The 12,920-nt window shown below is 51.4% G+C and carries 13 protein-coding genes; 6 read left to right on the top strand and 7 right to left on the bottom strand.

Annotated elements, in window-relative coordinates; all coding sequences use genetic code 11:
• Nucleotide 1: 1 nt before the first annotated feature.
• Nucleotides 2-643 (bottom strand): OB-fold-containig protein, encoded by a 642-nt coding sequence (locus ACFOE0_RS04515; protein ID WP_248935268.1) that lies wholly within the window; start codon nucleotides 641-643, stop codon nucleotides 2-4.
• Nucleotides 644-848: 205 nt separating this feature from the next.
• Here ACFOE0_RS04515 and ACFOE0_RS04510 point away from each other — a divergent pair, with 205 nt between their 5' ends.
• The 4 genes from ACFOE0_RS04510 (at nucleotide 849) to ACFOE0_RS04495 (ending at nucleotide 2,600) form a co-directional block, all read left to right on the top strand.
• Nucleotides 849-1,328: a GNAT family N-acetyltransferase gene (locus ACFOE0_RS04510; protein WP_248935269.1), complete on the top strand. Its 480-nt coding sequence runs from the start codon at nucleotides 849-851 to the stop codon at nucleotides 1,326-1,328.
• Nucleotides 1,328-1,675 carry a DMT family protein gene (locus ACFOE0_RS04505; RefSeq protein WP_248935270.1) on the top strand — a complete coding sequence of 116 codons (348 nt, stop codon included), beginning with the start codon at nucleotides 1,328-1,330 and terminating at the stop codon, nucleotides 1,673-1,675. The genes ACFOE0_RS04510 and ACFOE0_RS04505 overlap by 1 nt, the downstream gene beginning before the upstream one ends.
• Nucleotides 1,676-1,767: 92 nt before the next feature.
• Nucleotides 1,768-2,016: a DUF2960 domain-containing protein gene (locus ACFOE0_RS04500; protein WP_115136037.1), complete on the top strand. Its 249-nt coding sequence runs from the start codon at nucleotides 1,768-1,770 to the stop codon at nucleotides 2,014-2,016.
• 74 nt (nucleotides 2,017-2,090) lie between these two features.
• Nucleotides 2,091-2,600, top strand: coding sequence for an RDD family protein (locus tag ACFOE0_RS04495; protein ID WP_248935271.1), 510 nt, complete (start codon nucleotides 2,091-2,093; stop codon nucleotides 2,598-2,600).
• Nucleotides 2,601-2,613: 13 nt separating this feature from the next.
• On the opposite strand, the gene ACFOE0_RS04490 is transcribed toward ACFOE0_RS04495, so the two are convergent.
• The gene (locus ACFOE0_RS04490; RefSeq protein WP_248935272.1) at nucleotides 2,614-3,387 is read right to left on the bottom strand and encodes an AraC family transcriptional regulator; all 774 of its coding nucleotides are present in this window, start codon (nucleotides 3,385-3,387) and stop codon (nucleotides 2,614-2,616) included.
• 98 nt (nucleotides 3,388-3,485) lie between these two features.
• Between ACFOE0_RS04490 and ACFOE0_RS04485 the strand changes: the two genes are divergently transcribed.
• A complete protein-coding gene (locus ACFOE0_RS04485; protein WP_248935273.1) occupies nucleotides 3,486-4,652 on the top strand; it encodes an MFS transporter in 1,167 nt (388 codons plus the stop codon).
• A gap of 72 nt (nucleotides 4,653-4,724) precedes the next feature.
• Here the strand turns inward: ACFOE0_RS04485 and ACFOE0_RS04480 are convergent, their stop codons facing one another.
• The 3 genes from ACFOE0_RS04480 to lptF all read right to left on the bottom strand — a co-directional run bounded on the left by ACFOE0_RS04480 (nucleotide 4,725) and on the right by lptF (nucleotide 8,994).
• On the bottom strand, nucleotides 4,725-6,641 hold the full coding sequence (locus ACFOE0_RS04480; protein WP_248935274.1) for a TonB-dependent receptor domain-containing protein: 1,917 nt from the start codon (nucleotides 6,639-6,641) through the stop codon (nucleotides 4,725-4,727).
• Between the two features lie 185 nt (nucleotides 6,642-6,826).
• Nucleotides 6,827-7,885 carry an LPS export ABC transporter permease LptG gene (lptG, locus tag ACFOE0_RS04475; protein WP_248935275.1) on the bottom strand — a complete coding sequence of 353 codons (1,059 nt, stop codon included), beginning with the start codon at nucleotides 7,883-7,885 and terminating at the stop codon, nucleotides 6,827-6,829.
• A complete protein-coding gene (lptF, locus tag ACFOE0_RS04470) occupies nucleotides 7,882-8,994 on the bottom strand; it encodes an LPS export ABC transporter permease LptF (RefSeq protein WP_248935276.1) in 1,113 nt (370 codons plus the stop codon). Before lptF ends, lptG begins: the two co-directional genes overlap by 4 nt.
• 385 nt (nucleotides 8,995-9,379) lie before the next feature.
• Here lptF and pepA point away from each other — a divergent pair, with 385 nt between their 5' ends.
• Nucleotides 9,380-10,888 (top strand): leucyl aminopeptidase, encoded by a 1,509-nt coding sequence (gene pepA / locus ACFOE0_RS04465; RefSeq protein ID WP_115136044.1) that lies wholly within the window; start codon nucleotides 9,380-9,382, stop codon nucleotides 10,886-10,888.
• A gap of 71 nt (nucleotides 10,889-10,959) precedes the next feature.
• Here pepA and ACFOE0_RS04460 read toward each other — a convergent pair whose 3' ends face one another.
• On the bottom strand, nucleotides 10,960-11,385 hold the full coding sequence (locus ACFOE0_RS04460) for a GFA family protein (protein ID WP_248935277.1): 426 nt from the start codon (nucleotides 11,383-11,385) through the stop codon (nucleotides 10,960-10,962).
• A gap of 97 nt (nucleotides 11,386-11,482) precedes the next feature.
• On the bottom strand, nucleotides 11,483-12,727 hold the full coding sequence (locus ACFOE0_RS04455) for an NRAMP family divalent metal transporter (RefSeq protein ID WP_248935278.1): 1,245 nt from the start codon (nucleotides 12,725-12,727) through the stop codon (nucleotides 11,483-11,485).
• Between the last annotated feature and the right edge of the window lie 193 nt (nucleotides 12,728-12,920).

Raw genomic sequence — 12,920 nt, 5'->3', positions numbered from 1 at the left:
GTTAATCAGACAGCGAATTTTCGAATCTCGCTGCAATCCATATGTTTCCGTCTTTTCTTAACAACACCACATCCGTCCCTTTGGCCAACTGGTCGTCAGAGTCCGGCTCTGCCAACACATAGTGCTTCTGTTGACTTTCATCCTTGACCACAACTTCAGCTGGCTTGCCACGTGAAGCGGTCGCCAGCGTCACGGTTCCTACCGCTCCTTCCAGGGAATCAATTGAGATCACCGAACTTTCATTCTTTGGCAGGAGCCGGGCCAGGGAGCTTCCCAAATACCTACAGCCCAGTAGCAGTCCAATCAAGGCCACAGGAATTGCCAACCAGGAGGGGAGTAAACCGCCTGTAATAGCGGCAGTAAGATAGTTCACAGCCAGGCCTGTAATGGCAAATGAAGAACTGGCCAGTACAAACCAAATCAATAAAGGGAGTCGATTAAGGCAGAGCCAACCGGTAATACCAGTAAAACCAGTAGCGCCATCTGAGTCTATATCAGAGTCAAGAGACAACAGGTCATCAAACAAGCCCGATAGGCTCAGTCCAGTGACCAGAGATAACAGCTCAATAAGCCCCAGTAGAATTACAATTGAAATTGCAACAGTAAATGGCAGATTGCCATCCAAAAGAAAAAAGCCAAGCATCACTCATCCTTGAAACCACTCAACCGAGGCAACCTTTATGCAACATTTGTCTTTTTTTGTCGAGTCGGACATAGCTACTATGGGCTACTCCCCCATCCGACAATTCGGTAATTACACGATATCTTCTCATCCTGAGTTAATTCACTGTACTTGCTCATTGCCACGGCTATAATCCGCGGCCAGGTTAACGATTATTCATCATGATATGCAGATCCGTTCTATTCAGGCTTCCGACTGGGAAGCCATTATGACCATTCAATCAGACACTTATCACGCATTTGAACCAGAGCCTCTGGAGGTGATGCAAAGTAAGTGGTTACTGTCACCCGGGTCCTGCCTGGTGGTCGAAGTTAACGGACACATTGTTGGCTATTGCCTGGCACATCCCTGGAAAGGCGAGCCGCCTTCCCTTAACCAGTCAATCCCGGTATCCATTCCTGCTGCCGACACCCTTTACCTGCACGATATGGCCTTCGCCAACGCAGCCAGAGGCCTGGGGGCCGGCAAGATGGTGTTAGCCTGCCTGGTTGAGTACGCCAGAAGCCTGTCTTTGCCCAATCTGTCACTGGTGGCAGTTCAGGGCGCCAATGACTACTGGGAAAAACAGGGCTTCAAGCACGCAGATACCACCAAATGCCTAGGCACATACTGTGATAACCCAAGCTATATGAGACTGGTACTCTGATGTCACCGACGCTCACCACAATTGGCCTGCTGTGCTTATCCAATATGTTTATGTTGTTCGCCTGGTATGGTCATTTAAAGACTATGAGCGCCAAGCCATGGATTATCGCCGCGCTGGTGAGTTGGGGCATCGCATTGTTTGAATATTTACTGCAGGTACCAGCCAACCGCATTGGTCATACAGTGATGAATGTGGGGCAGTTAAAAATCCTGCAGGAAGTGATCACCCTAAGCCTGTTTGTCCCCTTTGCTGTTTTTTATTTAAAAGAGCCGCTTAAACTCGACTACCTGTGGGCAGGTTTATGTATCCTCGGCGCGGTGTACTTTATCTTTCGCAGTGAGTTCTAAATCAGGCACACCTAAACTCTCACTTTCGGGCCATGTTTGGGTATAATTGGCGCCGTTTAAGTCTATTTTGCAGTTTGTTTTAAGGAGCCATCATGGCACGTCAGGTTGCTTACACCTTCAAAGGTGAAGCCAAAGTTATTAATTTTGCCTACGACAAGTATCACGACATGTTTGAGGCCGCCGCCGCAGCCGAAGGCATTGACCTGACCCGCTTCCTGGCGATGGAGCAGCAAGTTGCCATGACCTCCAAAGGCAACAAGGCTGTGCGCGACTATCGCCTTAATGAATTTGCCCGTATGGGGTTCAAAGATATCCACTTTGTCCGCGAGGAAGAAGAGTAATTCCGTAAGAGGCAGGGATTGGGTACACTCCTCGGAGTAAAACCAATAAAAACAATAACAACAGGGATGATTTTATGCTGAATCCAGAACACGCCAATTTCCCCCGTGCCGGTTTCTTCCGCCGCATGGGTGCCATGGTTTATGACCTGATGCTGGCGGTGGCCGTGTACATTTTTGCAGGCGCCATCGGCTTTGGCATCTTTACCCTGCTGGTGAAAACAGGCCTGGTGGGCATGCAGGGGCAGGAGCATATTTCCGATCTGCTTAACAACACCCCTTTGTATTCCGGCCTGTATCAGGTTTACCTGCTTATTTGTGTCGCCACCTTTTATGCTCTGTTCTGGAGCCGGGGTGGTCAAACACTGGGGATGCGTGCCTGGCGCCTTAAAGTCCAACACCCCAATGGTCAGAACATCAGTATCATTACCGCCTACGCCAGAGTTGTTTGGTCTCTGTTGGGGCTGGGTAACATTGCCATTCTGATGTCAGGGGAAAAACTGGCACTGCAGGACAGCATGACCCGCTCAGAAGTCGTGGTACTGTCCAAAGAAGCCAATCAGATGCGTAACTGGCACGGCGCCTGATACCTCTGCTGGTTTACTTACTGCGGTAATAACCGGGCGGATAAGGCATATGAGCCTTGAATGCCTGAATAAAGGCGCTGCTGGATTCATATCCCAGCGCCTCTGCTATTTCACTGTTACTTTGATTGGCCCCCAACATCTTCAGCGCCATCATTACCCTGACTTTTTGTCTCCAGGCGGAAAACCCCATACCAAAAGCCTGATTGAACAATCGATTTAATGTCCGGCTCGATGCCCCTACCTGACTTCCCCACTCCTCCAGTGAATGACTTAACCCCGGCTGCTGACACAGGGCATTCACGATAGGGGATAAACGTTTGTCCTGAGCTTTGGGCAAAAACAGAGGGTTCTCCCTGGCGCTGTGCAATCTATCCACCAGCACCATCAGCAGTCGCTGATTCTCCTCACTCATGGCAAAATCGTCCTGCCACGTGGTCACCTCACCCAATAAGGCCTGCAACAGACTGTCGACCTCCAGTGCTTTTACCCTGATCCCCAGCTTACTGCCCCACCCGGCATCGATATACAGACTCTGCAGCTGACCACCATCCCGGCAGGTGACACAGTGCTCTATCCCGGGCGGCACCCACAGTGCCTGATGTCTGGGTACCACAAACTCCCCCTGCAGGGTTTGTATGGTTAATACCGTATTGTCGCTGTACATGAGTTGGCCAAAAGCGTGAGAGTGGGGCAGAACCCGCTGCAACGGGTGCAGACGGACGACTCTGGGTTGCACAGGTCTGGACAGGTGTACCGGCGATTGCGCTTGCTTGTCTCGCCAACTCATATTGTCTGAATAGATAAACTTGTTGTCATAAATTCGATATTAAGACAACGGAGGTTCGGGGTAAACTGGGTCTATTCACAATCCAACAACATCACACCATGAGCAAATGGAAAACCCCCTACGGCTTTCTGGCAATTGCCACTGTCATCATGACCCTGAACTTCTCCGCCTGGAATGCCATGCTCAACAACTTCGCCATTGAGGTGGCCAGCTTCGATGGTGCCCAAATAGGCATTTTGCAGTCGCTGCGGGAAGTACCGGGCTTCCTGGCCTTTACCGCCGTATTTGTGCTGCTGGTGCTTAAGGAGCAAACCTTTGCCCTGCTGAGTCTGTGCCTGCTTTCTGTTGGCGTAGCACTGACCGGCTTCCTGCCCAGCATGTATGGGCTGTTTGCCACCACAGTATTAATGTCGATTGGCTTTCACTACTTTGAAACTCTGAACCAATCACTGTCGCTGCAATGGTTCTCCCGGGCCGAAGCGCCGGCCAAATTGGGCAAGCTGATGTCAGTTAAGTCCTTCTCTGCCCTGCTGGCTTTCGGCATGGTGTGGCTTGGATTTACCGCCTTTGATATCAGCTACAAGGCCATGTACCTGCTGGCCGGTAGCCTCGGCCTGTTGATGTGTCTGTATCTGGCCCTGGTGATGCCCGCATTCCCCGAACGCACTCCGCAAAGACGCAAACTGGTATTACGCAAACGCTACAGCCTCTACTATCTGCTGACCTTCCTGTCAGGTGCCAGAAGACAGATTTTTATGGTGTTTGCCGGTTTCCTGATGGTGGAGAAGTTTGGCTACAGCGTGGCGGATATCACCGCTCTGTATATGCTCAATCATCTGGTGAACTTCTTTATTGCGCCGATGATTGGCCGCTGGATTGGCCGGGTGGGTGAGCAAAAAGCGTTGACCATAGAGTACCTGGGTCTGATAGTGGTGTTTGTTGGCTATGGCCTGGTCAACAATGCTGAAATGGCCGCCGCTCTGTATGTGGTTGACCATCTGTTCTTCGCCCTGTCGATTGCCATTAAAACCTACTTCCAGAAGATTGCCGATGAGGGTGACATAGCGGCCACCTCGGGTGTCAGTTTTACCATCAACCATATCGCGGCCGTGGTTATCCCGGCAGTGTTTGGCTTGCTTTGGCTCGTTAACCCCTCCTGGGTCTTTTATCTGGGCGCTCTGCTGGCCTTTATGAGTCTGCTGGCCAGTCAGTTTATTAACCGGGATTTGGCTAAAGGACCATTGGAACTTGCGGCAGAGCATTAGTGATTGAAAGTGGTGGGAACAGGTAAACAAAAGGCGCTCAATGAGCGCCTTTTTCCTCAGAGAATGAGTTAATTAAAAGCGCCAGATCAATGAGGCTCTGATATCCCGGCCAGGATCCAGAGTTCCTTTAGCGACGATATTGTTTTCGCCGTAACTGGCGTGATCCCGGTACACCTTATCAAACAGATTATTGACTGCCAGATTGAGCTGCAGCCTCTCATTGGCCAGTGGCTGCCACTGCAGATAGATATCATGCAGTGCATAGCCCGGCTTTTCCGGGTAGCCCTCAGCCACATCAGTCAATCTCTCGGTAAAGCGCCCGGTGTAACCGGCCTGCAAGTAGTCGGTAAACGCCCAGCTCAAGTTAGCCACCCAATTGTCACCTGTGGCCGTCCCCAGGCTCTTACTGTCATCATTCAGGGGTTGATCGTTCAGCTCTGGCCTGACATGGCTGTAACCTATGCTGGCGCTCAACTGTTGCCAATCGTAAACAGCACGCAGGTGATAGCCCTTACTGTCCAGCTCCCCCACATTCATCAAGTATCTGTCACCATTAGCGCCCGTCGAAATTTCCACGGCATTATCAATTTTGGTGCGATAAATCTGGGCTGATAGCCTCAGGTTTTGCCAAGTGTAATCCACCCCAAGCTCAAGATTCTTCGCTTTTTCAGCTTCCCTGTCAGGGTGGCTGGAAGGTCCATCCAGACGGAAAATCTCCCTGACCATAGCGCCTCGCAATGCCTCAGCATAGCCAGCATAAACCTGGAGATTGGTGAGCAGTTGGTAGCTGGTCGAAATATTGGGACTAAAGCCGGAATGGCTAAGCTGTGTGCCCTTACTCTCGGTCAACTCATAGTCGTCATAACGGCCACCGGCGCTGATCTGCCAGTCTGAAGTCAGCTGCCAATCGGCTTGCGTATAAAGCCCCATGACTCTGCCCTCGTCAGTGTCGCTGCCATAGATTGGGCTTGATAAACTGCCCTCATCTTCACGCCAATCCACACCATAAGTCAGGATGACATCACCTATTTCACTGGCGTTACGAACATCCAAACCGGTACTGTCCACTTCACCCAGATAGTCTCCCCAGGGACCTTCAATATGCTCCAGCGATACATGGTTCTGGTACAGCACAGCACTCAACGCCAACAGGGGTGACTCAGTATCCAGGCTGTAGCCGATATGGCTGGTTCTGCGTTTCACTTCCTGGTTAATGGCCTGGTTTTTAAAGCTCTCTTGCCATTGAGGTCTGTGGTAACGGAATGCCTCATCGACTCGACTGTCAAATCCCACTTTAATCGTTTGAGAGTCACTGATATCGGCCACCAGCTTGGCAAAGCCAACATGCTCTTCAGACCCGGTGTGAGGCTGGGGAATGCCATTGCCATCCTCAAAATCATCGTGATCATTGTATTGATAGCTGGCCAGCACACCTATGTCGTCCGTGAGCAGTGCCGCGCCACTGATACTGGTTTCCAGGCCATCGGTATTACTGAAGTAGGAGGCTTTAAGTGCTCCGGCAAAACGTTCACCATCAGACACCATTGCAGCTGGCTCCTTAGTGGTAAAACGGATAGCGCCACCAAGCGCACCAGGGCCATTGGTCGCCCGTCCGGCTCCCGGAATTACCACCACAGATTGCAGCAGGTCGGCCTCCACGGCGATACGTCCCTGATGATGGTAAAGATAAGCAGGTTGCGGCACACCATCTATGGTGACATTCAGCATGGTGTCTTCCAGCCCCCGCACATAAACCTTCTGGCTTACCGGGCTGCCGCCGCCGACATTGATCTCAGCATTTGAACTGAAAATATCACTCATGCTGTTGGCGATATCCCTTTCAATGGTATCTGAGTTAACCACCACCTCCGACGCCGATAGTGGCGTTCCCATGACCTCAATGACTTCCGGCGTCTGTTCTGCCATCACCTGTCCAGACAAAGCCAGGGTCACTCCCAGACTCAGGGCTGATCTTTTTGAACACCACATAAGCACATCCTTTTATACAAATAAAAACGATTCGCGATCGCATTATCAACATATGTATCTGGATGTAAAGCGTTTAGCTAAAATAGTCTTGTGGTCTGGCAACATACCAATAACGCAGAGTTATTAGTGCAGGCATGAAAAAGGCGCTCATTGAGCGCCTTTATATTGGAGTTTTCAGCCTGGGGTTACCGCCGGATAAAGTAGAGTGCCACCCCGGTAAACAGCAAGCTGGGCGCAATAGCGCCAATAGCCGGAGGCAGTTCATACACCATACTCATGGGGCCAAAAATCTCATTACAGATATAGAAACTGAAACCGGCAACCACACCAAGCAAAACACGTGCGCCCATGGTCACCGTACGCAGCGGCCCAAACACAAATGACAGTGCTACCAGCATCATGACAGCCACAGTAATTGGCTGCATTATCTTGCGCCACAGCGCTAACTCATAGCGGCTCGGGTCCTGATTGTTGACCTTGAGGTAGTCCAGATAATCCACCAGCCCCTCAATAGACAGTGCTTCAGGCTTAATGGACACAATATTCAACTTGTCCGGTGTCAGTGTCGACTGCCATAGCTCAGTATCCAGCTCCTCCATACTGACCTTATCCGGAGTGATCTCGGTATGAGTTACATTACGCATCTGCCAGGCATCATTTTGAAATACTGCAGATTCAGCATGGATAACATCGGTCAGGGTTTGGTCAGCGTCGAACTTATATTGAGTAATATTACCCAGCTGATTCATATCAACCACTTCGCCAATATTTACAAACAGGTCGCCGTCTTTGGCCCAAATTCCCCTGTGGGATTGAATAAAGCTACCACCGGAAACCTGCTTGGCCTTCATATCAATGGCTTTCTGTTCAGCGACCGGTGCCCCCCACTCTCCCAGCGCCATCACCAGCAACATCAGCGGTACTGCGGTTTTCATCGCTGACATGGTGATTTGCAACCGTGACATACCGGATGCCTGCATCACCACCAACTCTGAGTTGGATGCCAGCATCCCCATGCCAATCAAAGCTCCCAGCAGCACAGCCATAGGGAAGAACATTTCAATATCACGGGGCACCAGAAACAGCACATAAATGGCTGCGTCACCCATACCATAGGCACCACGTCCAACGTGTCTGAGCTGATCCACCCATTTGATGATGCCGGACAGGCCGGTCAGTACCAGCAGGCAAAGCGCAGAGGTACTGAGCAGGACACGCGCGATATACCAGTCAAGTATCTTCACGACGCCACCTTCTTGCGTTTGAAAAATCCGAACACCTTCATCCCAACAGGCCGCTCCTTGCCCAGTAGCATAAAGCCCATTATCAAGGCCGTTATATGTATCCACCACATGCCGAGGAAACCGGGAATCACCTCGTCCTCAAGTGCCTTACGCCCCGCCACCATCAGGCCGAAATAGCCCAGATACAGCAAGATAGCCGGCAGCATCTTGGCAAATTTCCCCTGACGCACGTTAACCCGGGACAGGGGCACAGCAATCAGAGTCAACAGGGGAATTGCAATGGGTATCGCCAAACGCCAGTGGAACTCAGCATTGGCTTCCGGGGTATCCAGCTTCATCAGTTCGCCGATTGGCAAGGCAGACATCTTACGGCGACGCTGGTCCACAGGCTGCTCTTTAATCTGCATGCCATAGCCACCAAAATCGATTATCTGGTAGTTCTTCGCCATGGGGGAGCCCTGATAGCGACTGCCATCAGTAAGTTCAAGATGCTGACTGCCTGAACTCTCTTCCACCACACGGCCATCTTTGGCAACGACAATATTGGTCATACCCGCCTGCTCATCCGGATCCGGCAGCTGGGCCACAAACACATTATTCAGGGTATTGTCTTTGCCAATTTTCTCGACAAACAGCACGGCGCGACCATTGGGGCTGGTCTGGAATCGCCCCTGCACCAGGGCCGCCAATCCGGCGTCAGATTGAGCCTGCTCCAGCACCTGGTTCTGCTTTTCTTCTGCCCAGGGCGCCACATAAACAGACAAATAGCCCGTTAGCAGCATGTTTGCCACCGCCAGTAACAGGGTCACCCGGGTGACATACCACTCACTGACACCGACGCCGTGAAATATCACCATTTCGTTTTCAGCGTACATTCGGCCATGGGCCAGCAGTATTCCTAAAAACAGACTGAGGGGCAGTACCAAAACGGCCAGACTGGGCAAATTAAGCCCAAGCAGGGTCATCACTAATGAGGCGGGGAATTCTCCATCGGAGGCATCAGCCAGCACTCTCACGAAATGCTGACTGATAAAAATAGTTAACAGTACCAAAAGTACCGCGATTTGCGCCTTTAAAACTTCTCGAATCAGGTATCTAAATACAATCACAGGCTGAATCCGGTATCTAAACTTATCATTTTACTGGTAACAGACGGACTTTCATGTAAACTGTTTACTTTTGATAGTTTTCTGACCAGCTCCCACGGTAGCCGACAGGGTTTAAATGTCAAATGAAGCCTTCTACAGGGAGTTGAAGTTCCCGGAGAAATCTTCTGGAACGGGCCTAAAAAGGTAACCGCCAGGTGCAGGCCCCATCACTCAGTCAGGAAACTTAGCCAGACTGATTTTCCGCTCGCTGACTGACAGCGAACTGGCTTATCACATCATGGTTTGGCTAACAATCGGCAGACTCACCGCGCCGTGCCGAACGCAGGTACAAGGCGGTATTATCTAATAAATATAAAAATTTGTCTTTAAGAATCTAGGAGTGCTCATGGAGTTTAGCGTAAAGAGCGGAAGCCCCGAAAAACAACGCTCGGCCTGTATTGTGGTTGGAGTTTATGAGCCCCGGCGCTTATCAGGTATCGCCGAGCAGTTGGACAAAATCAGCGAAGGTTACATCAGCAATTTGCTGCGTCGCGGCGATTTGGAAGGGAAGCCGGGCCAGATGCTGCTTTTGCATCATGTACCAAATGTTCTCAGTGAGCGCGTACTACTGGTTGGTTGTGGTAAAGAGCGAGAACTGGACGAGCGCCAGTACAAGCAAATTATCGCCAAAACCATCAATACTCTGAACGAAACCGGCTCCATGGAAGCGGTCTGCTTCCTGACCGAACTGCACGTCAAAGGTCGCGATACCTATTGGAAGGTACGCCAGGCCGTCGAAACCACCAACGCCAGTCTGTACAGCTTTGATGCGCTGAAAACCCGCAAAGGCGAGCATCGTCGTCCACTGCGCAAACTGGTATTCAACGTTCCAACCCGTCGTGAACTCACCGTTGGCGAGCGCGCTATTGAGCAAGGTGAAGCTGTTTCTGCCGGTATCCACCTGTGTCGCGACGTGGCCAACATGCCACCGAATATCTGTAACCCGGCTTACCTGGCCTCTCAGGCCCGCCAAATGGGTGAACAGTATGACAAGCTCGACGTGACTACTGTCGGCGAAGAGCAGATGGCAGAACTGGGCATGAACTCTTATCTGGCTGTAGGCCGCGGCAGTGCCAATGAGTCCATCATGACAGTGATGCACTACAAGGGCTCTCTGAATGCCACTGAAAAGCCAATTGTACTAGTTGGTAAAGGTCTGACCTTCGACTCCGGCGGTATCTCCCTGAAGCCGGGTGAAGCCATGGATGAGATGAAGTACGACATGGGTGGCGCAGCCGGCGTTATCGGTACCATGAAGGCGATCTGTGAAATGGACCTGCCGGTGAATGTGATTGGCGTTTTGGCTGGCTGTGAAAACATGCCATCCGGCACCGCTTATCGTCCCGGTGACATTCTGACCACAATGTCAGGTCAGACAGTGGAAGTATTGAACACAGACGCCGAAGGCCGTTTGGTGCTGTGTGACGTGCTGACCTACGTTGAGCGTTTCGACCCTGAAGTGGTTGTTGATACTGCAACTCTGACCGGTGCCTGTGTGATTGCCCTGGGTAAACACGCCTCAGGTCTGTTCTCCGGTCACAACCCGCTGGCCCATGAACTGCTGAACGCAGGTGAGCAATCCGGTGACCGCGCATGGCGCATGCCACTGTGGGATGAGTATCAGGAGATGCTGGAAAGCCCATTTGCCGATATGACCAATCTGGGTGGTCGCCCTGCAGGTTCCATTACCGCAGCCTGCTTCCTGTCCCGCTTCACCAAGAAGTACCACTGGGCGCATATCGACGTTGCAGGTACAGCCTGGAACAGTGGTGCCAACAAAGGTTCAACCGGCCGTCCGGTACCTCTGCTGACTCAGTTTGTGATTAACCGCGCTGGCGTAGGTCACGACGAGTAATCACTCTTGTCAGTACACAGAAAAGCGAAGCTCAGGCTTCGCTTTTTTATTGTCTGAACGATATGAACAGTTCAGTCACTGCGCCCTTTTACATACCTGGGCAAGCTATCTTCTATTCTGTGCCAATCAAGGGCGCTGCTGGTATAAATGTGATAATTGGGACTAACCGATTCCGGGTTATCCAACGAGGCAATACTTAAAGTCAGATAGTCAGGATACTCCGTATGCCGAAAGGTCAGGGTCGAGCCACACTCAGCACAAAACCCTCTTCGTACCGTGTCAGAAGAGGCAAACTCTTTCACCTGCCCTTCAAGCCATTGCACCTGCCCGACTTTGAAATCCATCCAAGCAGATACCGGAGCGCCCGTTTGTTGCTGGCACAGGCGACAATGACAGTAGTCTGCATCGAAAGGCTCCCCGTCAATGCAATAACGAATTGCCCCACATAAACAACCGCCGGTTAATTTGTGTTGGGTTATCACCTGCTCTTCTTGCATCCCGCACTTCCCTTATAAGTTATTGTGCTTTCAAGCCCATTCTTATCAGAGGTGCAGAGATTTACAAGTCAGGCGCTGATTACGTCCTGCCCAAGACTTAGCCCATAAACCTGTCTGCAAAGTTGCTGACATTGGAGACACTGGCACCCGCCATCAGAATGACAATGGCAGCGCCGATTGCGCTCAACCACACAGGGTGCTGGTAGTTACCCACAATCTCTTTACGTCGGGCAGCCAGCAGCATAACTGCCAATACCAGGGGCAGAATGATGCTGTTAACCAAACCGGCCAGCATCAACAGAAATACCGGCATATTTACCAGTACAGTGCCAATACTGGTGACCAGAATAAAGCCCACACACCAGGCCTTTTCATTGCGGGCCACCACGGGAAACAGGGTTTTGACCAGAGAAACCGCCATATAGGAGTTACCCACTACCGAGGTAATGGAAGCCACAAACAGCACCAAACCAAAGATATGGTAGCCCAGACTACCGGCTCCGGCACGGAAGGCATCGGCAGCCGGGTTGGCACCATCCAATACAGCGCCGGTCGCGATCACACCCAGCACAGCAAAGAACAATAACACCCGAATAATCACCGCAATGGAAATACCCGCCCAGGCAGCCTGTTTAATTGCGCCTACCTGCCCTTCCCCCTGCAGACCCACATCAACCAGACGCTGGGCACCCGTGTAGTAACCGCCCACAGCGCCGCCAACTATGGTCAGGGTTGGCAGCAACATGCTGGCATAGTCTGAGGGGAATACTGCAGCGGTAAAAGTTTGCTGCATAGGGGGCAGATTGGTCATGGCCACATAAGCGATCAGCAGAATCATCAGCAGCCCCAGATATCTGGCCATCTGATCCATACGTTTGGAAGCGTTGTGCATTAAAAACAGGGCGCTACCCACCAACCCGGTAAGCAAGGCGCCCCAGGTGGTATCTATCCCTGTCAGCACATTGAGTCCAAGCGCAGAGCCACTGACATTGCCGAAGTTAAAGGCCACGGCTCCCAGCGCCAGCAAAGTACCAATAACATAGCCCAACCCGGGTGCAATACGGTTGGCAATATCCTGAATTCGCAGGCCGGACACGCCAACAATACGCCACAGGTTCATCACAATACCAAAGGTGATAAAGGCAGAGATGAGCACCGGAAATGCCATATCCATCTTGTAGATATTGGTAAACACGGCAGTTTGCGTCAGAAACCCGGGGCCGACAGAGGTGGTCGCCATCAGGAAGGCGACGCTGAAAATCGCTTTACGTTGGAAATCGCGGTCTGTATCCGCCACGGAAGAAGCAGGATTTACAGATTTGGACAGGGAGGATACGGACATCAGAGGATCCAATTAGTTGTTCTTTCTACTTATAGAAACAGAAAAAACAACTGACCGGAGATCAGCTGTTTATCAAGCCAGTGACTCCGCAGGGCTTGAATTTCGGCGTATTCTAGTGAGCAAGTCAGCCTGTGTCCAGCAGCTTTTTGAAGAGAAATCAGCTCAATAACCCAACAATGCTGGAAGTCACTAT

Origin of the sequence: Shewanella submarina, from assembly GCF_042646185.1 — a bacterium.
GTDB classification, from domain to species: Bacteria; Pseudomonadota; Gammaproteobacteria; order Enterobacterales; family Shewanellaceae; genus Shewanella; species Shewanella corallii.
Note: the sequence above shows the minus strand (reverse complement) of the source record. Positions and strands in the feature narration are given on the sequence as shown.